This is a genomic window from Rhodococcus sp. BP-349, from assembly GCF_019835845.1.
Classification (GTDB): Bacteria; Actinomycetota; Actinomycetes; order Mycobacteriales; family Mycobacteriaceae; genus Rhodococcoides.
Genome location: NZ_JABUDR010000002.1, coordinates 736,638 through 758,836, shown reverse-complemented (window position 1 = coordinate 758,836; position 22,199 = coordinate 736,638). Strand labels below are relative to the sequence as shown.

General features: G+C 67.8%; 21 protein-coding genes and 1 pseudogene. 6 read left to right on the top strand and 16 right to left on the bottom strand.

The annotated features are described in order from the left end of the window. The first annotated feature begins 106 nt into the window (after positions 1–106). Positions 107–961 (top strand): type IV toxin-antitoxin system AbiEi family antitoxin domain-containing protein, encoded by an 855-nt coding sequence (locus HQ325_RS14130; RefSeq protein ID WP_222630435.1) that lies wholly within the window; start codon positions 107–109, stop codon positions 959–961. A gap of 26 nt (positions 962–987) precedes the next feature. Here HQ325_RS14130 and HQ325_RS14125 read toward each other — a convergent pair whose 3' ends face one another. From HQ325_RS14125 to mftF, 4 genes are all read right to left on the bottom strand, one after another. Then, complete coding sequence (locus tag HQ325_RS14125) at positions 988–1,482, bottom strand: DUF779 domain-containing protein (RefSeq protein WP_222630433.1); 495 nt, start codon at positions 1,480–1,482, stop codon at positions 988–990. Positions 1,483–1,538: 56 nt separating this feature from the next. Next, positions 1,539–3,062, bottom strand: a complete 1,524-nt coding sequence (gene adh / locus HQ325_RS14120; RefSeq protein WP_222630432.1) for an aldehyde dehydrogenase — start codon at positions 3,060–3,062, stop codon at positions 1,539–1,541. A 104-nt stretch (positions 3,063–3,166) separates the two neighbouring features. Then, complete coding sequence (locus tag HQ325_RS14115; protein WP_222630431.1) at positions 3,167–4,429, bottom strand: transcriptional regulator; 1,263 nt, start codon at positions 4,427–4,429, stop codon at positions 3,167–3,169. Positions 4,430–4,544: 115 nt separating this feature from the next. Continuing rightward, complete coding sequence (gene mftF / locus HQ325_RS14110) at positions 4,545–5,948, bottom strand: mycofactocin biosynthesis glycosyltransferase MftF (protein WP_222630430.1); 1,404 nt, start codon at positions 5,946–5,948, stop codon at positions 4,545–4,547. A 438-nt stretch (positions 5,949–6,386) separates the two neighbouring features. Here mftF and HQ325_RS14105 point away from each other — a divergent pair, with 438 nt between their 5' ends. Both HQ325_RS14105 and HQ325_RS14100 read left to right on the top strand, forming a co-directional pair. Beyond that, positions 6,387–7,088, top strand: a complete 702-nt coding sequence (locus tag HQ325_RS14105) for a GntR family transcriptional regulator (protein ID WP_222630429.1) — start codon at positions 6,387–6,389, stop codon at positions 7,086–7,088. Beyond that, a pseudogene (locus tag HQ325_RS14100) lies at positions 7,085–8,508 on the top strand (NCS1 family nucleobase:cation symporter-1). Before HQ325_RS14105 ends, HQ325_RS14100 begins: the two are co-directional and overlap by 4 nt. On the opposite strand, the gene HQ325_RS14095 reads toward HQ325_RS14100, so the two are convergent. Both HQ325_RS14095 and HQ325_RS14090 read right to left on the bottom strand, forming a co-directional pair. Further along, complete coding sequence (locus tag HQ325_RS14095; RefSeq protein ID WP_081821128.1) at positions 8,482–9,228, bottom strand: GTP pyrophosphokinase family protein; 747 nt, start codon at positions 9,226–9,228, stop codon at positions 8,482–8,484. The pseudogene HQ325_RS14100 and the gene HQ325_RS14095 overlap by 27 nt on opposite strands. Then, on the bottom strand, positions 9,225–9,734 hold the full coding sequence (locus tag HQ325_RS14090; RefSeq protein ID WP_308014439.1) for a GNAT family N-acetyltransferase: 510 nt from the start codon (positions 9,732–9,734) through the stop codon (positions 9,225–9,227). Before HQ325_RS14090 ends, HQ325_RS14095 begins: the two co-directional genes overlap by 4 nt. Before the next feature lie 65 nt (positions 9,735–9,799). Between HQ325_RS14090 and HQ325_RS14085 the strand changes: the two genes are divergently transcribed. Then, positions 9,800–11,302, top strand: a complete 1,503-nt coding sequence (locus HQ325_RS14085; protein ID WP_308014440.1) for a UDP-N-acetylmuramoyl-L-alanyl-D-glutamate--2,6-diaminopimelate ligase — start codon at positions 9,800–9,802, stop codon at positions 11,300–11,302. A gap of 10 nt (positions 11,303–11,312) precedes the next feature. On the opposite strand, the gene HQ325_RS14080 is transcribed toward HQ325_RS14085, so the two are convergent. Genes HQ325_RS14080 through HQ325_RS14070 form a run of 3 tightly spaced genes read right to left on the bottom strand, consistent with a single transcriptional unit; the run spans position 11,313 to position 14,515 of the window. Beyond that, positions 11,313–12,422: a HoxN/HupN/NixA family nickel/cobalt transporter gene (locus tag HQ325_RS14080; protein ID WP_222630428.1), complete on the bottom strand. Its 1,110-nt coding sequence runs from the start codon at positions 12,420–12,422 to the stop codon at positions 11,313–11,315. Positions 12,423–12,481: 59 nt separating this feature from the next. Beyond that, on the bottom strand, positions 12,482–13,699 hold the full coding sequence (locus HQ325_RS14075; RefSeq protein WP_308014441.1) for an MFS transporter: 1,218 nt from the start codon (positions 13,697–13,699) through the stop codon (positions 12,482–12,484). 51 nt (positions 13,700–13,750) lie between these two features. Continuing rightward, positions 13,751–14,515, bottom strand: a complete 765-nt coding sequence (locus tag HQ325_RS14070) for a glutamate racemase (protein WP_222630426.1) — start codon at positions 14,513–14,515, stop codon at positions 13,751–13,753. Between the two features lie 113 nt (positions 14,516–14,628). On the opposite strand from HQ325_RS14070, the gene HQ325_RS14065 reads away from it, so the two are divergent. Both HQ325_RS14065 and HQ325_RS14060 read left to right on the top strand, forming a co-directional pair. Next, positions 14,629–14,913 (top strand): hypothetical protein, encoded by a 285-nt coding sequence (locus HQ325_RS14065; RefSeq protein WP_027504619.1) that lies wholly within the window; start codon positions 14,629–14,631, stop codon positions 14,911–14,913. Positions 14,914–15,013: 100 nt separating this feature from the next. Next, positions 15,014–15,679 (top strand): hypothetical protein, encoded by a 666-nt coding sequence (locus HQ325_RS14060; protein WP_222630424.1) that lies wholly within the window; start codon positions 15,014–15,016, stop codon positions 15,677–15,679. 61 nt (positions 15,680–15,740) lie between these two features. On the opposite strand, the gene tuf is transcribed toward HQ325_RS14060, so the two are convergent. The 7 genes from tuf to HQ325_RS14025 form a co-directional block, all read right to left on the bottom strand. Beyond that, the gene (gene tuf, locus HQ325_RS14055; protein WP_027504617.1) at positions 15,741–16,931 is read right to left on the bottom strand and encodes an elongation factor Tu; all 1,191 of its coding nucleotides are present in this window, start codon (positions 16,929–16,931) and stop codon (positions 15,741–15,743) included. Between the two features lie 98 nt (positions 16,932–17,029). Continuing rightward, a complete protein-coding gene (gene fusA, locus HQ325_RS14050) occupies positions 17,030–19,132 on the bottom strand; it encodes an elongation factor G (RefSeq protein WP_204868967.1) in 2,103 nt (700 codons plus the stop codon). Between the two features lie 90 nt (positions 19,133–19,222). Beyond that, on the bottom strand, positions 19,223–19,693 hold the full coding sequence (gene rpsG, locus HQ325_RS14045; RefSeq protein ID WP_027504615.1) for a 30S ribosomal protein S7: 471 nt from the start codon (positions 19,691–19,693) through the stop codon (positions 19,223–19,225). Between the two features lies 1 nt (position 19,694). Beyond that, positions 19,695–20,069, bottom strand: coding sequence for a 30S ribosomal protein S12 (gene rpsL, locus HQ325_RS14040; RefSeq protein WP_027504614.1), 375 nt, complete (start codon positions 20,067–20,069; stop codon positions 19,695–19,697). 307 nt (positions 20,070–20,376) lie between these two features. Further along, on the bottom strand, positions 20,377–20,928 hold the full coding sequence (locus HQ325_RS14035; RefSeq protein WP_222630422.1) for a DUF3558 domain-containing protein: 552 nt from the start codon (positions 20,926–20,928) through the stop codon (positions 20,377–20,379). Continuing rightward, a complete protein-coding gene (locus HQ325_RS14030) occupies positions 20,925–21,458 on the bottom strand; it encodes a DUF3558 domain-containing protein (protein WP_222630421.1) in 534 nt (177 codons plus the stop codon). The genes HQ325_RS14035 and HQ325_RS14030 overlap by 4 nt, the downstream gene beginning before the upstream one ends. 65 nt (positions 21,459–21,523) lie before the next feature. Continuing rightward, complete coding sequence (locus tag HQ325_RS14025) at positions 21,524–22,198, bottom strand: TetR/AcrR family transcriptional regulator (RefSeq protein ID WP_222630420.1); 675 nt, start codon at positions 22,196–22,198, stop codon at positions 21,524–21,526. Position 22,199 lies beyond the last annotated feature (1 nt).

Sequence of the window (22,199 nt, the reverse complement as noted above, 5' to 3'; positions counted from 1 at the left end):
TGCTGCTGTTTTGCCGATCCGGTGCAGAAATGTTCGCTGAGCGACGATTTCCGCACCGGATTCGGGCGAACGGGAACCTCGCGGAGCGAAGAACCGTCCATCTCGCATGCTGAACGAGGTGATCGGAAGCCAGGACGGGGTGATCACGGGAGCGCAGGCCATCGCATGCGGTCTGTCGCGTCAAAGTATCGACCGCCGTGTGCGTGGCGGCGTCTGGATCCGGGTGGCGCCCAACGTGTACTTCGTGAACGACCGCGAGTTCACCGACCGGGCACGTATCCGCAGTGCGGTGTGGGGCTCGGGCGCAGGTGCCACCGCGTCCGGTATGACTGCTGCGTTCTGGCTCGACCTCGTCACCACACCACCCCGCATCGTCGACGTCACCACCCCTCGCCGGGGGCGAAGCCACGCTCTGAGCGGTACCCGGGTACGGCGTCGCGACCTCACCTACTCGGACGTCGTCGTGCGCAGAGGCGTTCGAGTCACGGCTCTGGCACTGACCGTGCTCGAGGCATCCGTCGACCCGGTTGGAGGAATCGCCGTGATGGACCGGGCACTCGGCAGACACACGACCGTGTCGGCTCTGCGTGCCGCACACTCTCGCAACGCCGGCCGCCGTGGAGCCGCCGCAGCCGAACGGATGCTGCGCGCCGCCGAGGGTGGTGCCCGGTCGGAGGCCGAGCGGTTGTTCATCAGGTTGTTGCGCGCCGCCGGTATGACCGGCTGGATCGCGAACTACCGCTTCGGCGCGTACGTCATCGACTTCGCCTTCCCGGCAGTAGGGCTGGCGATCGAGATCGACGGATGGGCGTTCCATTCGGATGTGACCGCCTTCCGACGCGACCGGCGCCGACAGAACGACCTGAGCCGGGACTGGACCGTGCTTCGCTACACGTGGGCGGACCTCGTCGAGCGTCCCGCGGCGGTGCTGGACGAGATCCGGTGCAGAATCGCTCGCTGAGCGACGATTTCTGCACCGGATTCACGTCAACCCTGTATCGCCATCCCCGGCACCGGGCAGGCGTCCGCGGCCTCGGCGACGACGATGGACTCGGTGGGGACGGGCGGGCGAGCGCCCTCCTCCCACTGCGCGCCGGTGATGAGGTCCTGCGACTCGAGTTCCGCGTTCTCCTCGGGGGTGTAGGCCCGGCCACGACTGAGAAACCGCAACCCCTCCGGCGTCTCGAGGGAGAAGCCGCTGCCCCGGCCCGGCACCACGTCGAGCACCATCTGGGTGTGCTTCCACGCCTGGAACTGCGACCCGGAGATCCACACCGGAACGGCGTCGCCGTCGCTCGGCAGGTCGTCCGCGACGGTGCCGACCTCCGCGCGCAGGTCGAGGAGCCCGAGCAGGACGTCGCGGTCCCCGACGATGAATTCGCCTGCGGGATAACACATCGGCGACGACCCGTCGCAGCATCCGCCGCTCTGATGCATCATCAGCGCGCCGTGGAGCCCGCCGAGGCGACGGAGAAGCTCCATCGCCCCGGCGGTTGCCTTGAGCCTCGGAGGCGGTGCCGACCCGTGGTTCGGCTGCATCAGAAGAAGCCCTGAGCCTTCGGGGCGTAGCTCACCAGCAGGTTCTTGGTCTGCTGGTAGTGGTCGAGCATCATCTTGTGGTTCTCGCGGCCGATGCCCGACTGCTTGTAGCCACCGAAGGCCGCGTGGGCCGGGTACTGGTGGTACGTGTTGGTCCACACACGACCGGCCTGGATGTCGCGGCCGGCGCGGTAGGCGACGCCGCCGTCACGCGACCAGACACCGGCGCCGAGGCCGTAGAGCGTGTCGTTGGCGATCTCGATGGCGTTGGCGTAGTCGGTGAACGATGTGACCGAGACGACGGGCCCGAAGATCTCCTCCTGGAAGATGCGCATGTTGTTCTTGCCGGTGAAGATGGTGGGCTGCACGTAGTAGCCACCGTTGAGGTCACCGCCGAGTTCTGCGCGCTCACCGCCGGTGACGATCTTGGCGCCCTCACCCTTGCCGATCTCGATGTAGGACAGGATCTTCTCGAGCTGGTCGTTCGAGGCCTGGGCTCCGATCATCGTCTCGGTGTCCAGCGGATCACCCTGGCGGACAGCCTTCGTGCGGATCGCGGCGAGTGCGAGGAAGTCGTCGTAGATGTCCTCCTGGATCAGCGAACGCGACGGGCAGGTGCAGACCTCGCCCTGGTTGAGGGCGAACATCGTGAAGCCCTCGAGGGCCTTGTCCTGGTAGTCGTCGTTCTGCGACAACACGTCGGAGAAGAAGATGTTGGGGCTCTTGCCGCCCAGCTCGAGCGTCACCGGGATGAGGTTCTGCGAGGCGTACTGCATGATCAGGCGCCCGGTGGTGGTCTCACCGGTGAAGGCGATCTTCTTGATGCGGGGGCTCGACGCCAGCGGCTTGCCGGCCTCGGTGCCGAAGCCGTTGACGATGTTGAGCACGCCCGGAGGCAGCAGGTCGCCGATGACGCTGATCAGGTACATGATCGACGCGGGAGTCTGCTCGGCAGGCTTGAGCACGACGGCGTTGCCGGCGGCGAGTGCGGGGGCGAGCTTCCACACGGCCATGAGGATCGGGAAGTTCCACGGAATGATCTGGCCGACGACGCCGAGCGGCTCGTGGAAGTGGTACGCGACGGTGTCACTGTCGATCTCGGACAGCGAACCCTCTTGCGCGCGAATGCATCCGGCGAAGTAGCGGAAGTGATCGATCGCGAGCGGGATGTCGGCGTTCAGCGTCTCGCGGATCGGCTTGCCGTTGTCCCACGACTCGGCGAGCGCGATGGAGTCGAGGTTCTCGGCGATGCGGTCGGCGATCTTGTTCAGGATGACGGCGCGCTCGGCAGGCGAGGTCTTGCCCCACGCCGGCGCGGCCTTGTGTGCGGCGTCCAGGGCGAGGTCGATGTCCTCGGCGGTGGAGCGCGCGATCTCGCAGAAGTTCTGTCCCGTGACGGGCGTCGGGTTCTCGAAGTACTGACCCTTGACCGGAGCCACCCACTCGTTGCCGATCCAGTTGTCGTAGCGGGCCTCGAAAGACATGGCGGCGTCGGGCGTACCCGGGCGGGCGAAGACAGTCATCGAACATGCTCCTTCATCGGTGATCCACCCCCACGGTCATCGGGGGCTGTGATGCAGGACACTAGAACGACGACGGTTGCATGACCGTTGCAGAACCGACTCGGTCAGCCCAGCAGGGCGAGGCGGGCCTGGACCTGCCCGTACAACGCCGAGGACGGGCTGAGCGTGGCGAGGTAGGCCGACCACGCGGTGGCGTCCTCGCGGCCGTGCACCGACGCCGTCCACCGCGCCAGCAGCACGGGGTCACCGGACCGCAGCAGCGCCGCCTGGACGCGCACTCGCAACTCCTCGCGGATCTCCGCGATACCCGGAGCGTACGACGACGGGAGCACCACGCCGGAGTAGAGCCGCAGCGCCGCATCGACGTCCCCACGGTCGAGTGCCGCCCGCACGTCCTCGACGTCCGACGACAGTTCGGCCACCAGTCGATAGGGCCGCGAGGCCACGCCGTCGGCACCGAAAACCTTGCGCAGGCGCGACATCTCGGCTCGAACGGTGACCGAGTCAAGCTCGTTCTCGTCGAGCAGCACGGCGAGATGGTCGGAACTCAACCCCTCGGGATGTGCCCGCAACAGCAGCAGCATCTCGGCGTGCCGTCCGGACAGGGCGACGCGTTCGCCGCCGCGGACCAACGACGGGCGCCCGGCTCCGAGCACCTCGAGACGGACTCCGGTGTCGAGATCGGGGCGCGGGGACTCGAGCAGATGCAATCGCAGTTCGGACTCGGCCGCCGCCACCGTCGCACGGACCAACGAGAGCACCTCGGGAACCGCGACGCGTGGACCGCCCGTGATGTCGATGGCCCCCAGGATGCGGCCGGTGACGGGGTGATGGACGGGGGCGGCGCTGCAGCTCCACTCGTGCACGGGCCGCGAGAAGTGCTCGGCGGCGAAGATCTGCACGCAGTGGTCGATGGCCAACGCGGTGCCGGGGGCGTTGGTGCCCATTCGGCCCTCGCTCCAGTCGGCGCCCTCGGTGAAGTTCATGGCGTTCGCGCGGTCCTTCGCCGCGGTGTCGCCCTCGACCCACAGCAACCGGCCCGACGCGTCGGTGATGGCCACGAGGAGGCCCGTGTCGGCGGCGTCCTCGACGAGGAGCTTGCGCACCACCGGGCGGATGACGGACATGGGGTGATCGGCCCGGTACTGCGCGAGCGTGACGTCGTCGAGAAGATCGTCGGCACCACGGTCGGGATCGACGCCCATGTCGCGGCTGCGCAGCCAGGAGTCGAGAACGACGGACCGCACGGGTGAGTGGGTGTCGACGGGACGAGCGAGTCCCACGGTCGACAGACCCGGACCGACGAAGGTCTCGTGAGCGCGGGAGACGGAGCGCGCGAGCGTGGCCGCATCGTCCCCGGGTCTCATCGCGACCCACGGATTGACCGTCACCACAGACCCCGCTTCCGTCGCCGGCCTCGACCGGCGTCCGGCCTGCCCGGTCTCCACTGTAACCCAGCTCACAGAGCGGTGGCAGAGCCTCTCACTTGCCGAGACGCGGCACCAGGGCACGGGGGTCGCGGTGCGAGACGGCGCCCACCCAGAGCCCGGTGCCGTAGGCGACGTCGTCGATGCGTTTGTACGCCGCATAGCGCACGGGACCGAGTCCGCCCGGCTCCCGGTGCTCGACCCAGTCCCGCACACCCTCCGCCACCGCGATGGCCAGAGCCAGACGTCGGATGCGCCGGGAGAACAGCACGGCCACCAGCGTGACGGGCCAGTAGTGCCGCACCGCCGCGGAGGCCAACTGCCAAGCGCCCCCGACGGTTCCGCGCGCCGCGAACACCGCGGCGAGGCGAGTGGGGTGATCCAGATCGACGAACAGCCGACGCAGCCGGACCACCGTGGTGATCAGCGTGACCAGCGCGCCGATCATGCCCGCACGTGTGCCCGACGCCGCCAGCAGCAGCGCGAGCAGTGTCGAGCGCGCCATGGCCACGGGCGGCACCTTCCCGTGGTGACGCGACGCCAGCTCGGTGGCACCGGTACCGTAGAACAGCTTGCGGCCGAACCACTCTCGCAATGTGACTCGGTGATCGTGGGCGACGCGGGCCACCGGCTCGTACCGCAGACGCCATCCCGCGTCCTGCAGTCGCCAGCACAGATCGACGTCCTCGGCCACGTGCATAGCCTCGTCGAAGCCCCCGCTGTCGAGCACCGCACGGCGTCGCGCGACCACCGCCGCACTGGGGACGTAGGACACCGGACCACCTGCGAAGACCGGGGCCTCGCGCCGACCGAGATCGAGGGAGGACCGTGCGCGCTCGTACCGGGCGAGTGCGCTGCCCTCCGGCTCGAGCGCCACGATGCGCGGAGCGACGAGCCCGACGGAGGGATCCGAGAAATGACTGAGGACGACTTCGAGCCAGCCCTTGCGCGGCACCACGTCGGAGTCGAGAAAGGCGACGAAGTCGGTCGTGGCCGCGGCGAGGCCGGCGTTGCGAGCCGCGGACGGCCCTCGCGGCGTGTCGTGCCGCACCACCGCGACCGAGGCGCACAGATCGTCCACGACGATGTCGGCGTGCCGGACGGGAACGCGTGACCCGTCGTCGACGACGATCACGCGAAGACCACGCAGCGCCCGCATCAGCCGCAGTAATCCCTCGTGGTTGTCGCGGACGGGGATCACGACCGTCACGTCCGCTGCGGACGGCGTGCTCATCGGCCGAGGGTTCGCGACACCGGAGTCGAGCAGTCGACGCGCCACCGTGGCGGAATCGGGATCGGACACCCGCAGGAATCCGTCGCCGATCATCGCGGCCGCAGCGGGTGCCAGCATCACCATCCTGGTGGGCGATCCGCCGATGAGAACTCGACCGTTCGAGAGAGTCCGCACCCGAGGATCGATACGCACTCCGAATCCATCGGGAAGACGACCGTCGCGCATCCGGCCATCGTAAGGGCCTCCCTCGGTATTTGTCATAAGTCGGGCAGGATCCGCACGAACACCCGTCGCCACAGGAATCATGCTGTGGTCCGTTCGAGGGACATCCACTCCGCGCGCTGCGTGCATCGACGCTGCTCGTGCGCCCCTCCACCCGAACCGGGTCACGTGCAGGTCTCGACTGTCAAGCGAGAGTTGAGGTTCACGTGTATCAGGCTCCGCGGATCGGACCCTCACCCGACGATCGACGGCCGCCACGAATCCTGCGGCGCGAGTCCGAGCGGCAGACCCGACCGCCACTCGGCCGGCCCGATCCAGCAGCGCCCGCCGACGTGAACGTTCACCACACGACGTCACGACCGCGGCGGCGACCCGTGAGCACCCGACGACTCCCCCGGTTAGAGTCGCCATGTCCCGTCCCGGTTCGCAGAAGGGGTCACGATGCCGCCGCGTCGCCGCTCGGCCCTGCTCGCGACACTGTCCCGCGACGTCGCTGGTGGTTCACAGGAGGAGATCCTCACCGAACTCCGCCGGGTCATCCTCTCGGGTGACGCCCCGCCGGGAACGCCCATTCCCCCGGGCGACGTCGCCGACGTGTTCGGAGTCAGCCGCATCCCGGTGCGCGAATCGCTGAAGACCCTCATCGGCGAGAACCTGGTGTCGCATCGACCCAACCTCGGATACACGGTCGCGCAGTTGACGTCTCAGGAACTGCGCGAGATGTACATCGTTCGGGAGGTGCTCGAGAACGCCGCCCTCGCGGTGGCGGCCGAGGCCGCCACCGACGGGGAACGGCGTCGTGCCGAACAGATCGAGCGAGACCTCCGATCCTCGATCGCGGACGACGATCCCCGGCGCTACCACCGGTTGAGCCGCGAGTTCCACGTCGCCCTCACCGCGCCGTCCCGGATGTACCGCCTGCTCCACATGCTCGACGTCGCGTGGAACGTCACGGAGTCGGTCCAACCGATGGTGCACGTGAAGGGTGCGGACCGCGCGGCGTTGAACGACGATCACTCCGTCATGGTCCGCGCGTTCGTCGACCGCGACTCGGCGGCACTCCTGGCGGCGGCAGGGCACCACACCGAGCGGCTGAACGACGTCATCGCGACGCTTCCGGCGGGTTCCGGCCTACTCTCCTGAGCCGGAACCGGACAGACCGGACCCGGAAACCTACCTGGTCGTCGTACAACATCTTCGAGTTCTGGATGTCCGACGTGCACTCCGTGGGCGGATACGTCACCGCGGGCAGCCTTTTCGCGCTGGGACTGGCCAGTTGGCAGGTGCTCGTCTGCCTCCTCGTCGGCATCTCGATCGTCTACGTCTTCTGCAACCTGGTGGCCAAGCCCAGTCAGGTCGCAGGCGTCCCGTACCCGGTGATCTGCCGATCGGTCTTCGGCGTCCTCGGGGCCAACGTTCCCGCCATCATCCGAGGACTGATCGCGGTGGCGTGGTAAGGGATCCAGACCTTCCTGGCCTCCGCCGCGCTCGACATCGTGTTGATCAAGCTGTTCCCGGCGCTCGGTCCGTGGGCGGAACGAGACCTCCACGGCTTCGCGGGACTGTCCACTCTGGGGTGGGGCAGCTTCATGCTCCTGTGGGTCCTGCAGGCGGCGGTCTTCTGGCGCGGCATGGAGTCCATCCGCACGTTCATCGACTTCTGCGGCCCGGCCGTCTACGTCGTCATGTTCCTTTGTGCGGCTACCTGATTCACGAAGCCGGCTGGAGCGCCATCGACCTGAACCTCGGCGACGTCACCTACACGGGGTTCGCCGCGGTGCCCGTCATGCTCGGCGCGATCGCACTCGTCGTCTCCTACTTCTCGGGTCCGATGCTCGACTTCGGCGACTTCTCGCGCTACGGAAAGAGCTACGCCGCCGTGAAGCGCGGCAACTTCCTGGGCCTGCCCGTCAACTTCCTGCTCTTCTCGATCCTCGTCGTCGTCACCGCGTCCCTCACCGTTCCCGTCTTCGGCGAGCTCATCACCGACCCCGTCACGACGGTGGCGCGCATCGACAGCACTTTCGCGATCGTGTTGGGCGCGTTGACCTTCACGATCGCCACGATTGGTATCGACATCGTCGCGAACTTCATCTCGCCGGCCTTCGACTTCTCCAACGTCAGCCCGCAGAAGATCAGTTGGCGCGCCGGCGGCATGATCGCCGCCCTCGGCTCCGTGCCCATCACGCCGTGGAACCTCTACGACAATCCCGACGTCATCCACTACACGCTGGAGACCCCGGGAGCGTTCATCGGACCGCTGTTCGGCATCCTCATCGCGGACTACTACCTCGTCCGCAAGCAGAAGGTCATCGTCGACGACCTGTTCACCATGGACGAGAGCGGCACGTACCACTACGCCAAGGGCTACAATCCGGCCGCGCTGATCGCCACCGCCGTCGGTGCCGTCTTCGCGATGTTCCCCGTGCTCACGGGCGGCACCCTCACCGGAATGCACACCGCGGCGCAGTACAGCTGGTGCATCGGCTGCGGCATCGGCTTCGCCCTCTACTGGGTGCTGGCCACGAAGACCTCGCTACGGGTGCGGAACGTCCCCGCCTGACCGCGGATCCGGCGCCAGTCCCGGCATGAGCGAGCGCAGGAACAGCTCCTCGTAGTCGGGACCGGCGTCCGTGCGGGCGTCGCCGAGACGGACCACCTCGGCGTGCAGTCGCTCCATCGTGATGTCGAGCGTGCCCGCGGCCATCGCCGCCTCGCGCAACTCGTCCCGCAGGCGCTGCGGCACCTCACCGTCGTACTTGTAGAAGATCTTGTGTTCGAGACTGGCCCAGAAGTCCATCGCGATGGTCCGGATCTGCAGCTCCACGAAGACGTGCTCCGTGCGGTCGGACAGGAACACCGGAATCTCGATAGTGAGGTGGAGACTGCGGTACCCGTTGGGCTTCGGATTCGCGATGTAGTCCTCGAACTCGAGCACTCGGATGTCGCTCTGCGACGCCAGCATCTCCTTCACCGCATAGGTGTCGGCGATGAAACTACAGGTGATCCGGACGCCGGCGATGTCGAACAGACCGGCGCGGATCGCCTGGAACGTCAACGGAATCCCCTTGCGCACGGCCTTCTCGGCGATGCTGCGCGGCGTCTTCAGCCGCGACACCACGTGCTCGATGGGGCTGTAGGAATGCAGGTGCGTGAACTCGTCCTTGAGGATGTCGATCTTGGTGGTGAGCTCCTGCATGCCGAAGCGATAGGACATCATGAAGCGGGTGAACTCGTCGCGCGCCGCGGTGAGGTCGAACACCACCGGCTCGTCCACGCTCATCGTGCGTCCTCCCGGAGAACCTTCTGCATCCGGAGGGACGCGGTGTCGTAGCCCAGCGACTCGTACAACCGACGCGCCGCCGTGTTGAAGCCGAAGACGTTGAGGCCGAGCACCGTTCCGCCGTTCTCCCGCACCGCGTCCTCCGCCAGGAGCATCGCCGCCCGGCCGAGACCGCGACCCCGGAACCGCTCGTCGATGGCGATGTCCCAGACCCACCAGTCGGTCGTGGTCGCGATCGACTGGGGCCCGATCCACAGCGACCCCACCACGGTCTCGTCGTCCAGCACGTCGTACACCTGATGATGCGGTGCCGGACGACCGTCGGGGAAGTAGGCGGAGAAACTCTGCTCGGCGTTGTCGGTCGCCTGTTCGAGGGTGTCACCCGCCCGGACGCGATCGGCGCGGTAGTCGCCGCGGCTGCGCTCGACCCATTCGGGAAGTCGATCGTCGGGCATGGTCCTCAGCACCACTCGGGCCTGTGTGGAGTCTCCGTCGGCTGCGCTCACCTCTCCAGTGTCCCGGGTGCCGCACCGAGGTGGTTGAGCGTTCTACTTTCGGGTACCGCATCCTGGTGAGTGTCGTGTCCCGCCGTCCGATCCGGCATGCCGGTGGCCAGGCGGCGAGGTCCCTCCTCGACGTCGCCGACCGCGCGGGGGGATCGGTGGCGGGTCCCGCCGAGCCGGTCACGGTGGACGATCTCTGTGACGATTCGCGTGCGGTGCGGCCCGGCGATCTGTATGTCGCACTCCCCGGAACACGCTGGCACGGTCTCGATTTCGAGGAGAACGCCCAGCGCGCCGGGGCGGTGGCCGTGCTCAGCGACAGGCCCGGCACCCGGTTGCCGAGCGTCGTGGTCTCGGATCCGCGGGTCGTCGTCGGTCCGCTGGCTGCGTGGTTCCACGGGAGCCCGTCCTCGTCGATGGCCGTGTTCGGGGCGACGGGTACCAACGGCAAGACGAGTACGACGCACTTCCACCACGCCGGCCTGCGCGCTGCGGGTCATCGTGCCGGGATGATCTCCGGGGTGGCCGTCAGCGGCGCCGGGAGCGACGAGGCCCCGGTACGCACCACTCCCGAGGCGACGGTCCTGCAGCGAACACTGTCGACGTTCGTCCACAACGGATGTACGGCCGCCGCCCTCGAGGTGTCGTCGCACGCCATCGCCCAACACCGCGTCGACGGAGTCGACTTCGCCGTCACCGCCTTCACCAATCTCGGCCGGGACCACCTCGACTTCCACGGCTCGATGGAGGAGTACTTCCGGACGAAGGCCTCGCTGTTCAGCCCCGACCGCACCGGACGAGCCGTCGTCATGATCGACGACGAGTACGGGCGGCGGCTCGCGTCGGAGTGCGCGGTGCCGACGGTGACGTGCTCGGTGTCCGATCCTTCGGCGGACTTCCGCGCCGATCGCATCGACTGCACGACGCACCGCACCCGGTTCCTCGCCCGGACTCCGGTGGGCGACATCCCGCTCTCGCTGCAGGTTCTGGGCCCACACCAGGTGGCGAACGCTCTGGTCGCACTCGCCTCCCTCGTCTCCGGCGGTGTTGACGCGGAGCGTGCGGCCGCCGGCATCTCGGCGCTGCACAGCATTCCCGGCCGGTGCGAGACCGTGTCGGCCGGCCAGGACTTCACCGCCCTCGTCGACTACATGCACAACGTGTCCGGCCAGCGCGCGATCCTGCCGTACCTGCGGCGCATCACGCCGGGGCGCCTCATCCTGGTCATCGGGGCGACCGGTGACCGTGACGTGGGCAAGCGCGTCGAGCTGGGCACGGTCGCCGCGGCCTATGCGGACGACATCGTCGTCACGGACGAGAGCGCCAACGGCGAGGATCCGCACTCGATTCGCGCCGACGTCGTCCGCGGCGCCCGGTCCGGTGATCGGGGCGTCCGGGTGGTGGAGATCGCAGACCGGCGCTCAGCGTTCCACCACGCCGTGGCGGAGGCGGCGGCCGGGGACACCGTCGTCGTGGCGGGGCGGGGAAGCGACACCTGGCAGCACTTCGGTAGCCGAACCGTGTACTTCGACGATCATGCCGAACTGCACGACGCGATCGTCGCCCGATGACGCGCGCGAGTCAGCTCGCCGACGCCTCCCGCGCCGCCCGCTCGAACCGGTCGTCGATACGCGCCGCCTTGTAGTAGACGATCGAGCCGATCCAGACCACCACGAACACGACGACCACGATCTGGCCGGCAAGCGTGAGATCCACCGCCGCCACCGCATCCCAGATGCCGCCGGACAGTCCGAGTTCCTCACCGAGCAACGACAGGATCTGCACGGTGCCCACCACGAGGGCGAGGAAGATCGACAGGCCCGTCATCGTGATGTTGTAGTAGATCTTCCGGACCGGCGTGACGAAGGCCCAGCCGTACGCCTTGGACATGAAGACGCCGTCGAGCGTGTCCATCGTCGACATGCCGGCCGCGAACAGCACCGGCAGCGCGATGACGGCCATCGGCGGCAGGCCACCGGCGATGGCACTGGTGCCCGCCACGGCGAGCAGACCGACCTGCGTGGCGGTGTCGAACCCCAGGCCGAACAGCAGCCCCAGCGGATACATCTGCCACGAGTGGCTGATCATCCGGTCGTAGCGGCCGCGGAAGATCCGATTGAGCAGTCCTCTGCGTGCGAGGAGATCGTCGAGCGTCTCGTCGGAGAACTGTCCGCGCCGCGCGGCCCGCCACATGCGCACGATGCCGACGAGGACGACCAGGTTCAGAGCCGCGATGAGGTAGAGGAACGTGCCGGAGACGAGGGTGCCGATGATGCCGCCGGTGTCCGCGAAGGCGTCCCGGAAGTCCGTCGCGCGCGATGCGGCGAACGCGATCGCGCCGACGAACGCGAACACGACCGTCGAGTGCCCGAGCGAGAAGAACAGTCCGACCGCCAGGGGCCGCCTGCCCTTCTGCAGCAGCAGTCGGGTGGTGTCGTCGATGGCCGCGATGTGGTCGGCGTCGAAGGCGTGCCGCATGCCCAACGTGTAGGCCAGCACCCCGGCGCCCGCGTAGACGAGAGTGCCGTCCGCGCCGGTGAGGCCGTGGATCGCCGGGATCGAGTCGTAGTGCAGGAACAGTCCCCACCCGACGACGTGCAGCGCCACGAGCACTGCTGCCAGGCCGAGGAGCCGGGGGATCTCGTCGCGCGTGAAGCGCGCACGTCCGGTCACGGTGTCGGCAGACGTCATGGGACACCAATATTCCTCATGGAGCCCGTCCGCGCAGCGCTGGAACGGACGCCTGCGGGTCAGACGCGCGCGGGTGAGCGGAGCACCGTCGTCGTGACGGCTCCGAGCGCCAGCGCCACGACGACCGCCCCGTAGACCGTCGCGGTGACGAGGAGACCGGCCGAGTGGATCGCCACACCCGCGACGATGGCCGGCACGCTGAAGGCGAGGTAACTCAGCACGAGCGTCGTGGCGAAGACACTGCCGCGATGCTCCGGCGGTGCGAGAGCGCCGATGATGCTCATCGCGCCGAGGAACGTCGCGCCCCAGCCGAACCCGGACACCGCGGTCCCGACGAAGTACAGCGGCGCCGACGCGATGTGCAGCCCGACGAGATTCACCACGATGCCCGTGGCGAGGGTGAGTGCACCGGCGGTCATGGCCGTGCGCGGAAGCAGGGTGCGGGCGGACGCGGCACCGATCGCTCCGGCCGTGAACATCGTGAAGATGTCCAGCCCGCCCACGACGGCGCCGCGGAGATCGAAGACCGTGCCCATGATGGACGGGCCCAGCGACAGGTGGAACCCACCCAGCGACCACGTCGCGACGAGCGCGGGGACGACCGGCCAGAAGCGGGAACGGATCGACACGGGCAGCCCGAGGGTCGGCGTCAGCACCCGCACGACGTGTCGACGGTCGTCGAAGCCTGCCCGGACCGCAGATTCCGGCACCGCGACGACGAGCGCCGTGAGAACGACCAGCGCGACGATCATCACGACGTACACGAGCGTGGTGGGGAACGGCGCGAACTGCACCAGCAGTCCTGCGGCGATACCGCCTGCTCCCAACCCGAAGGCCGGTGCGACCGAGCTCACCAGGGGGCCGAGACGGTCGGTCGGCTGCAGATCGATGATCGCGGCGGTCAGAGCACCCATGGCCGCGCCGGCCGCCAGGCCCTGCACGACGCGCGCGGCGATGAGCCAGCCGACCCCGTCGGCGAACACGAAGACGACCTGGCTGGCGATCAGCACGAGCAGCGACGCCACGACCACGGGCTTACGGCCGAGATGGTCGGACAGCGACCCGACGGTCAGCAGAGCAGCGAGGAGTGCGAAGACGTACACGGCGAAGACGATGGTCAGCGTCGACGCGCCGAATCCCCATCGGGACTGGTACACGGGGTACAGCGGGGACGGCGCCGCCGACGATCCCATGACGGTGAAGAACACGAGTGCCACCACCCAGAACGAGCGAACGGGGGTCATCCAGGACTGGGGTCGCACCTCGGTCGTCGTCACCGTGGGTCCAACTCCCCCCACCGACTCCTCATTCCCGGGACGGTGACGGCGTCAGAGCGTCGCGGGCACCGCGAGCGATCGCCCGGCCGCGAAGCGCAACGCACTGTCGGGGAGGGAACCGTCGCGTCCCGACAGGGTCACCGACACGCTCCCGTGTCCCTCACGCGGCGACGACACCTCGTCGAGGCGGCGCAGAGTCTGGGCCGCGACGGCCTCGGCGCTGTCGAACATCCGCACACCCGGCGGCAGCGCCGCCATGATCTCGTCCGCTACCAGCGGATAGTGGGTGCACCCCAGGACGATGCCCTGCACGTCGTCCGGCGTCCGCGCCGCTGCCGACGCGATGGCCGCGCTGACGGCCGCGAGATCACCGCGGTCGACGGCATCGGCGAGTCCGTGGCACGCGACGGCCGACACCGTGCGACCCGACGCGAACTCCGCGATCAAGCGCGCCTGATACGACGACGCGGTGGTCGCCGCCGTCGCCCACACCGTGATCGAGTCACACTGCAGTGCAGCGGGTTTGATGGCCGGGACCGTCCCGACCACGGGGGTGGACCCCAGGGCCGCGCGGGTCGCGTCGAGCGCGATGACGCTGGCGGTGTTGCACGGCAGCACCACCACCTCGGCTCCACCGTCGACGGCGCGCCGCGCCGTCTCCACGACGTGCGCCTCCGTCCACGCGGTGGGCTTGGGTCCCCACGGCGCGTTGTCCGGGTCGAGGTACAGATGAAGGTCGAGCGACGGGCGCAGTCGACGCAGGTGGGCTGCCGTGGGCAACGACCCCAGGCCCGAGTCGATCAGCGCGACGTTCACGGTGACAATCTACCGCCCCGGCACCGGCCGACCTCCGGACGTCGGCGCGCAGCCACGATGAATGCGGGAAGGCCGGAGGCCGGTCGGAATGTGACAGAGCGCAGACTGAGCGGATGACCGCTCCGCTCGAGCCCGATGAGGCCGACCTCATCGCCGCGGCGGTGCTCGCGGTCCCCGGTGTGGCCGGCCTGCACTCCGGCCTCTTCGGTGAGGCCGTGACGCTGCTGCCGGGTCGACGCATCGAGGGCGTGGTGGTGGGGCACGAGTCCTGCGCCGTGCACATCACGGTCCGCTGTCCGGGAGATCCCGACTCCGTCGTCCACGCCGTCCAGGAGACGCTCGCGCGTGTCGTCCGGATTCCCGTTGTGGTCACGGTGGAGGATTTCGCCGTCGAGTGAGTCGGCGTCACAACGCTTTTCGGCACGGTTGCCGTCGCGACCCGAGAGGACGAGGGTTGCGCGCGCGCCGACGCGGGATTGGCGCGGAAACGGAACTCACATGATGCGCACGATCCTTCGCCGCACTGTCGGCACGACCCTCACCGCCCTCGTGGCACTCACGCTCGGAGCGTCCCCTGCATCGGCCGCTCCGGGCGGTGCTCCGCCCATCGCTCAGGTGCGCACTCTCTCCGCCGGCGACACGGTCACCGTGGTCGGCACGGTCACCACACCGCCCGGCGCCTTCGCATCGAGCTTCCTCGACGTCGGGTTCGGGATCCAGGACCGCACCGCCGGCATCTACATCAGCGCCTCGGCGCCCACCGACGTCATGCCGGGTACATCGGTGCGTGTCACGGGGTCGCTCGCGGACCAGTCCGGACTTCTGGTGGTGCGACCGACGAGCATCGTGTCGCTGGGACCGGTCGATGCGGTGGCACCCAGACCGGTGGTGGTCCGCGTGGTCGGCGAGTCCACCGAGGCGTCGCTGGTGACGGTCGTCGGACGCGTCACGAGCGCCGTGGTGGACGATCTGCCGTACGGATACAAGTTCACGATCGCGGACCGGACCGGGGAGACCACCGTCTTCGTCAACACGCAGACGGGCATCGACGTGAGCGCGATCCGCGCGGGGCAGACACTGCGCGTCACCGGCATGAGCAGCCAGTACGAGGACCACTACGAGATCGATCCGCGCTCTCCCGCGGACGTCGTCGTGCTGCCCTGACCCCACACACGCCGAACGGCGCCCACCCCGCAGGGTGAGCGCCGTTCGGTGTGAGACGGTCTTACTTGTTGATCTTCGTGACGCGACCGGCGCCGACGGTGCGGCCACCCTCGCGGATCGCGAAGCGCAGGCCCTCGTCCATGGCGACCGGCTGGATCAGCACGACGGACATCTCGGTGTTGTCACCGGGCATGACCATCTCGGTGCCCTCGGGGAGGGTCACGACGCCCGTCACGTCCGTGGTACGGAAGTAGAACTGCGGGCGGTAGTTGTTGAAGAACGGGGTGTGGCGACCGCCCTCGTCCTTCGACAGGATGTATGCCTGGCCCTCGAACTCCGTGTGGGGAGTGGTGGTGCCGGGCTTGACGACGACCTGTCCACGCTCGACATCTTCGCGCTTGATGCCGCGGACGAGGAGGCCGACGTTGTCGCCCGCCTGGCCCGAGTCGAGCAGCTTGCGGAACATCTCGATGCCGGTGACCGTGGTCTTGGTCGACTTCTCCTTGATGCCGACGATCTCGACATCCTCGTTGACGTTGACCGAGCCACGCTCGATACGGCCGGTGACGACGGTGCCGCGACCGGTGATGGTGAAGACGTCCTCGACGGGCATGAGGAAGGGCTTCTCGGTCTCACGGACGGGGTCCGGAACCGAGTCGTCCACTGCCTGCATGAGCTCGAGAACCGACTCGGCCCACTTCTCGTCGCCCTCGAGGGCCTTGAGAGCGGAGACCTTGACGACGGGAGCGTCCTCGTCGAACTCCTGTGCGGCGAGGAGCTCGCGCACCTCCATCTCGACGAGCTCGATGATCTCGTCGTCGTCCACCATGTCGGCCTTGTTCAGCGCGACGAGGATGTACGGCACGCCGACCTGGCGAGCGAGCAGGACATGCTCGCGCGTCTGGGGCATGGGGCCGTCGGTCGCTGCGACGACGAGGATCGCGCCGTCCATCTGTGCCGCGCCGGTGATCATGTTCTTGATGTAGTCGGCGTGGCCGGGAGCGTCGACGTGTGCGTAGTGACGCTTCTCGGTCTGGTACTCGACGTGGGAGATGTTGATCGTGATACCACGAGCCTTCTCCTCCGGAGCCTTGTCGATCTGGTCGAAGGCCGACGCCTCGTTCAGGTCCGGGAACTTGTCGTGCAGAACCTTGGTGATTGCAGCCGTCAGCGTCGTCTTACCGTGGTCAACGTGACCGATGGTGCCGATGTTGACGTGCGGCTTGGTCCGATCGAACTTCGCCTTGGCCACTGTGTCCTCCTGGACTGTTATTGCCTGCGTTATGCAGCATTACGGATGTACTTACGGGTGGTGCGGTGTGACGGTGGTACCGGGTCCAGCTTCGGAGACTATTCTCCGGTGGCCTTCGCGATGATCTCCTTCGAGACGTTCGAGGGAACCTCTGCGTAGGAGTCGAAGACCATGGAGTAGTTCGCTCGGCCCTGGGTGCGAGACCGCAGGTCACCGATGTAACCGAACATCTCCGACAGCGGAACCAGCGCCTTGACGACACGGGCACCACTGCGTTCCTCCATGGCCTGGATCTGGCCACGGCGGGAGTTCACATCGCCGATCACGTCGCCCATGTACTCCTCGGGCGTGATCACCTCGACTGCCATGAGGGGCTCGAGGATGACCGGACCGGCCTTGCGGGCAGCTTCCTTGAAGGCCTGCGAGCCCGCGATCTTGAACGCCATCTCGGACGAGTCGACGTCGTGGTACGCGCCGTCGAGCAGCGAGAGCTTGACGTTCACCAGCGGGTAGCCGGCGAGAACGCCGTACTGCATGGCATCCTGCGCGCCGGCATCCACGGACGGGATGTACTCGCGCGGGATACGACCGCCGGAGACCTTGTTCTCGAACTCGTAGGTCGCGCCGTCCTCGCCGATGAAAGGCTCGAGGGCGATGATGACCTTCGCGAACTGGCCGGAGCCACCCGTCTGCTTCTTGTGGGTGAACTCCTGCTTCTCGACCGTCTTGGTGATGGTCTCGCGGTAAGCCACCTGCGGCTTGCCGACGTTGGCCTCGACCTTGAACTCGCGACGCATGCGGTCGACGAGGATGTCGAGGTGGAGCTCGCCCATGCCGCCGATGACGGTCTGGCCGGTCTCCTCGTCGAGCTTGACCGAGAAGGTCGGATCCTCTTCGGCCAGCTTCTGGATCGCCGTGCCGAGCTTCTCCTGGTCGGACTTCGTCTTCGGCTCGATCGACACCTGGATGACCGGGTCCGGGAACGTCATCGACTCGAGGATGATCTGGTTCTGCGGATCGCAGAGCGTGTCACCCGTCGTCGTGTCCTTCAGACCGATCACGGCGTAGATGTGGCCGGCGCTGGCGGTCGCGACCGGGTTCTCCTTGTTGGAGTGCATCTGGAAGAGCTTGCCCAGACGCTCCTTCTTGCCCTTGGTCGAGTTGATGACCTGCGAGCCGGAGTCGACCTTGCCCGAGTACACGCGCACGTACGTCAGCTTGCCGAAGAACGGGTGCGTCGCGATCTTGAACGCGAGCGCCGCGAACGGCTCGTCGGCGGACGGCTTGCGGGTGAGTTCCTTCTCCTCGTCGCCCACGGCGTGACCGATGGTCTCGGCGACGTCGAGCGGGGACGGGAGGTAGTCGATGACCGCGTCGAGCATGGGCTGGACGCCCTTGTTCTTGAACGCGGAACCGCACAGGATCGGGTACAGCTCGGAGTTGACCGTCATCTTGCGAATCGCGGTCTTGACCTCGTCGATGGTCAGCTCGTCACCGCTGAAGTGCTTCTCCAGCAGTGCCTCGTCGGACTCGGCGACGGTCTCGAGCAGCTCGGTGCGGTACTGCTCGGCCCGCTCCTTCAGCTCCTCGGGAATCTCGACGGTCTCGTAGGTCTCGCCGAGCTTCGTCTCTCCGCGCCAGACCTTCGCGTTCATCTCGATCAGGTCGACGATGCCCTCGAAGCTGTCCTCGGCGCCGATCGGCAACTGGATGACCAACGGCTTGGCACCGAGGCGATCCTTGATGGTCTGCACGGTGAAGTAGAAGTCCGCACCGAGCTTGTCCATCTTGTTGACGAAACAGATGCGCGGCACGTCGTACTTGTCGGCCTGACGCCACACCTGCTCGGACTGGGGCTCGACGCCCTCCTTGCCGTCGAACACGGCGACGGCACCGTCGAGGACGCGGAGCGAGCGCTCCACCTCGACCGTGAAGTCGACGTGCCCGGGGGTGTCGATGATGTTGATCTGGTTGTCGTTCCAGAAGCACGTCGTGGCAGCAGACGTGATGGTGATGCCACGCTCCTGCTCCTGCTCCATCCAGTCCATGGTGGCTGCGCCGTCATGGACCTCACCGATCTTGTACGAGATACCGGTGTAGAAGAGGATGCGCTCGGTAGTGGTGGTCTTACCGGCATCGATATGGGCCATGATGCCGATGTTGCGGACCTTGTTCAGGTCGGTCAGCACGTCCTGTGCCACGAATTCATCCCGCCTTGGTGTTGGAAGAAGTGAGTCGAAGGTTCAACGCTCGGGTGGCGCCGGATGTTTCCCGACGCCCCCGAGACGCGATCACCAGCGGTAGTGCGCGAATGCCTTGTTGGCTTCCGCCATCTTGTGCGTGTCCTCGCGACGCTTGACTGCTGCGCCGAGACCGTTGCTGGCATCGAGGAGCTCGTTGGCCAGACGCTCGACCATCGTCTTCTCGCGACGAGCGCGGGAGAACGAGACGAGCCAGCGCAGAGCCAGCGTGGTGGAGCGGCCCGGACGAACCTCGACCGGAACCTGGTAGGTGGCGCCACCGACACGACGGCTGCGGACCTCGAGGGCCGGCTTGACGTTGTCCAGTGCGCGCTTGAGCGTCACGACGGGATCGGTGCCCGTCTTCTCGCGTGCCTGCTCCAGAGCCTGGTACACGATGCGCTCCGCAGTCGACTTCTTGCCGTCCAGCAGGATCTTGTTGACCAGCTGGGTGACCAGCGGCGAACCGTAGACGGGATCGTTGATCAGCGGGCGCTTGGGTGCTGGGCCTTTACGTGGCATGTCAGCTCTTCTCCTTCTTGGCGCCGTACTTGCTGCGAGCCTGCTTGCGGTTCTTCACGCCCTGCGTGTCGAGCGAGCCACGGATGATCTTGTAACGGACACCCGGAAGGTCCTTCACACGACCACCGCGCACGAGCACCATGGAGTGCTCCTGCAGGTTGTGGCCCTCACCGGGGATGTAGGCGGTGACCTCGACGGACGTGGTCAGGCGGACGCGAGCGACCTTACGAAGCGCGGAGTTCGGCTTCTTCGGGGTGGTGGTGTACACGCGAGTGCACACACCACGGCGCTGCGGGCTGCCCTTCAGGGCAGCGGTCTTCAGCTTCGCGACCTTGTCGGTGCGACCCTTGCGGACCAGCTGGTTGATTGTTGGCATGAACCGGCTTTCTTCGTGTCGAGAAACAGGGATCCAGCAGTTGGGGCAAGAGAACGCTGCCCCTCACCCAGTAGTGCTTCCGCGGGCTGTCGAAGTTCAGGGACTCCGCCACCCCGCGGTCGGGTGTGTCGCATACCCCCACACGGCAGCCGCGGTTCTTGCTCGATGGTGAACTCGAACACGGCTGTACCTCGCATAGGCACACAGACGTACCGGCTAGGCCGGGCACGACCTGTAACGGTACCCGGCGGCGCGCCTGATGGTCAAAACGCCCCTGCATCGGGTACAGGAGTTCACCCTTCCGTCGTCACGCCGACAGATTGAGCGACAGCTGCATCAACCGCGTGGCCGACTCGCAGGGGTCGGTCGGGTTCCCCGGTCGATACTGCACCCACCAGCCGATGACCCCGCCATCTGACGACCGGCCTCCGGCCTGCCCGCGGTTGGGCGACTGCGCTGCCACGCCGCACGACGCCGGATCGTCCGGTTGACGGATCTCGAGGGCCTTCCGCGAGGACACCTCGACGTCGGTCACCGTCCATCCCATCCGCTCGTTGGCGTCCTTCTCCGCGGCCAGGGAGCCGGTCTCGAACCAGTCGAAGGTCACCTTCACCGCGCCACCCGGGCCGGTCAGGTCCCACCGGCAGATGGCCCCGATGAAGCCCTGGTCGATGGCGTCGCCGCCCACGACGTCGGCGATCTGCTGCGGCGTCACGGTGTCGCACTCCTCGAGAAGCGAGCGGAACTCGCCGTCCGCGCCACTCACGCCCGCCGCCACGGGCGTGCCCTCGATGGTCGACCCGCATCCGGCGAGCACCGCGGTGACCGACAGCGCCGCCAGGAGGCGTCCGGCCCTCACTGCGCGCGCTCCGCGACGAGCGTCATCAGACTCTCGGCGACGGCGCACGGATCCGCGGTGGGAGCGCTGTCGGCATACATGACGGAGAAGTGGACGAAGTCGTCGCCGTACTGCAGACCGTTCTCGCAGAGGTACGTCACGCCCGTCGCGTTCTCGGACCGCGCCTCGAACCCCGGCTGACCCGCGATCTCGATGTCCGCCGCCGGTCGGCCGATCAGTTCCGACCCCATGCGCTCACGCCCGATCGGGCTCCCGCGGTACCAGGAGAAGCTGACCGACGGGCCGGTCGGACCCGACACCTCCCACTCGCAGCCCACCGAGTTGCGGGTCACGACGGCGAACGACGGTACGGCGAACGCGGTGCGGACCTCCTCGTCGGACAGACCGCCGCAGACTCCGAAGAACGGGCCGGGTCCCTGCGACGCGGACGTGGACGGCGCGTCGTCGGTGACGGCATCGGAGTCGGATCCGCAGCCGGTGAGCCCGAGCAGCACCACTGCTGCCACGCCGGCCCACCGCACGGAGTTCATGGCGGCAGCCTATCGGAGTGCGGACTGTCGCGAGTACGCCGAAAGTGCCGTGATGCGAGCCCCGATCACGACAGTTCGGACGTACTCGCGGGCGTGCTGGTGCTGGTGGTGGCGGTATCGAGGGCCAGGGACGCGTCGAGCACCGAGGCCCACACCTTCACGATCTCGGCGCGGCGGCGCGAGTCGTCGCTGAGCACGTCGGCGAGACCGAGCCCGCGGGCCAGGTCGAGGGTGGCCTGCACGAGTCGGTGGGTGCGCGGATCACTGTCGTCGGCGCCGAGGTGATCGACCGCCGTGCGGTGCGCCACGCGACCGAACTTCTCCTCGAGAGGCAGGACCCGGGCACGCATCTCGGGATCCGCGGCCGCGGCGGTCCAGACCTGCAGCGCGGCACGGAAGATGGGGCTCGTGTAGTAGTCGACAAGCCGGGTGACCACGGCCTCGGTCCGCCCGGCGCCCTGCGGGAGCGCACTGCTCTCGGCTCGCGCCTCCCCCATGCGCGTGTCGAACATGTACTCGAGCGCCGCGGTGATGAGGTCCTCCCGCGTCGGGAAGTGGTGCTGGGTGGCACCGCGAGAGACGCCGGCCCGCTCGGCCACGACGGCGACCGTCGTCGCCGCCCATCCCTCGGTGGCGAGCGCGTCGATCGTGGACTCGAGCAGACGCAGTCGCGTGGCGCGGCTGCGATCCTGCTTCGGGCTGCGGGTGTCACCGACCCGGTGACGAGTGGGCACGGTCATG

What these genes read in the sequence shown, in the direction of transcription:
- HQ325_RS14025 (WP_222630420.1), bottom strand. Translation starts at nt 22,198, where the DNA reads ATGACCGTGCCCACTCGTCACCGGGTCGGTGACACCCGCAGCCCGAAG.
- HQ325_RS14130 (WP_222630435.1), top strand. Translation starts at nt 107, where the DNA reads ATGCTGAACGAGGTGATCGGAAGCCAGGACGGGGTGATCACGGGAGCG.
- HQ325_RS14125 (WP_222630433.1), bottom strand. Translation starts at nt 1,482, where the DNA reads ATGGAGCTTCTCCGTCGCCTCGGCGGGCTCCACGGCGCGCTGATGATG.
- mftF (WP_222630430.1), bottom strand. Translation starts at nt 5,948, where the DNA reads ATGCGCGACGGTCGTCTTCCCGATGGATTCGGAGTGCGTATCGATCCT.
- HQ325_RS14080 (WP_222630428.1), bottom strand. Translation starts at nt 12,422, where the DNA reads ATGACGTCTGCCGACACCGTGACCGGACGTGCGCGCTTCACGCGCGAC.
- rpsL (WP_027504614.1), bottom strand. Translation starts at nt 20,069, where the DNA reads ATGCCAACAATCAACCAGCTGGTCCGCAAGGGTCGCACCGACAAGGTC.
- HQ325_RS14095 (WP_081821128.1), bottom strand. Translation starts at nt 9,228, where the DNA reads ATGAGCGTGGACGAGCCGGTGGTGTTCGACCTCACCGCGGCGCGCGAC.
- adh (WP_222630432.1), bottom strand. Translation starts at nt 3,062, where the DNA reads ATGACTGTCTTCGCCCGCCCGGGTACGCCCGACGCCGCCATGTCTTTC.
- HQ325_RS14065 (WP_027504619.1), top strand. Translation starts at nt 14,629, where the DNA reads ATGACCGCTCCGCTCGAGCCCGATGAGGCCGACCTCATCGCCGCGGCG.
- HQ325_RS14030 (WP_222630421.1), bottom strand. Translation starts at nt 21,458, where the DNA reads ATGAACTCCGTGCGGTGGGCCGGCGTGGCAGCAGTGGTGCTGCTCGGG.
- HQ325_RS14105 (WP_222630429.1), top strand. Translation starts at nt 6,387, where the DNA reads ATGCCGCCGCGTCGCCGCTCGGCCCTGCTCGCGACACTGTCCCGCGAC.
- rpsG (WP_027504615.1), bottom strand. Translation starts at nt 19,693, where the DNA reads ATGCCACGTAAAGGCCCAGCACCCAAGCGCCCGCTGATCAACGATCCC.
- HQ325_RS14115 (WP_222630431.1), bottom strand. Translation starts at nt 4,429, where the DNA reads ATGAGACCCGGGGACGATGCGGCCACGCTCGCGCGCTCCGTCTCCCGC.
- HQ325_RS14060 (WP_222630424.1), top strand. Translation starts at nt 15,014, where the DNA reads ATGATGCGCACGATCCTTCGCCGCACTGTCGGCACGACCCTCACCGCC.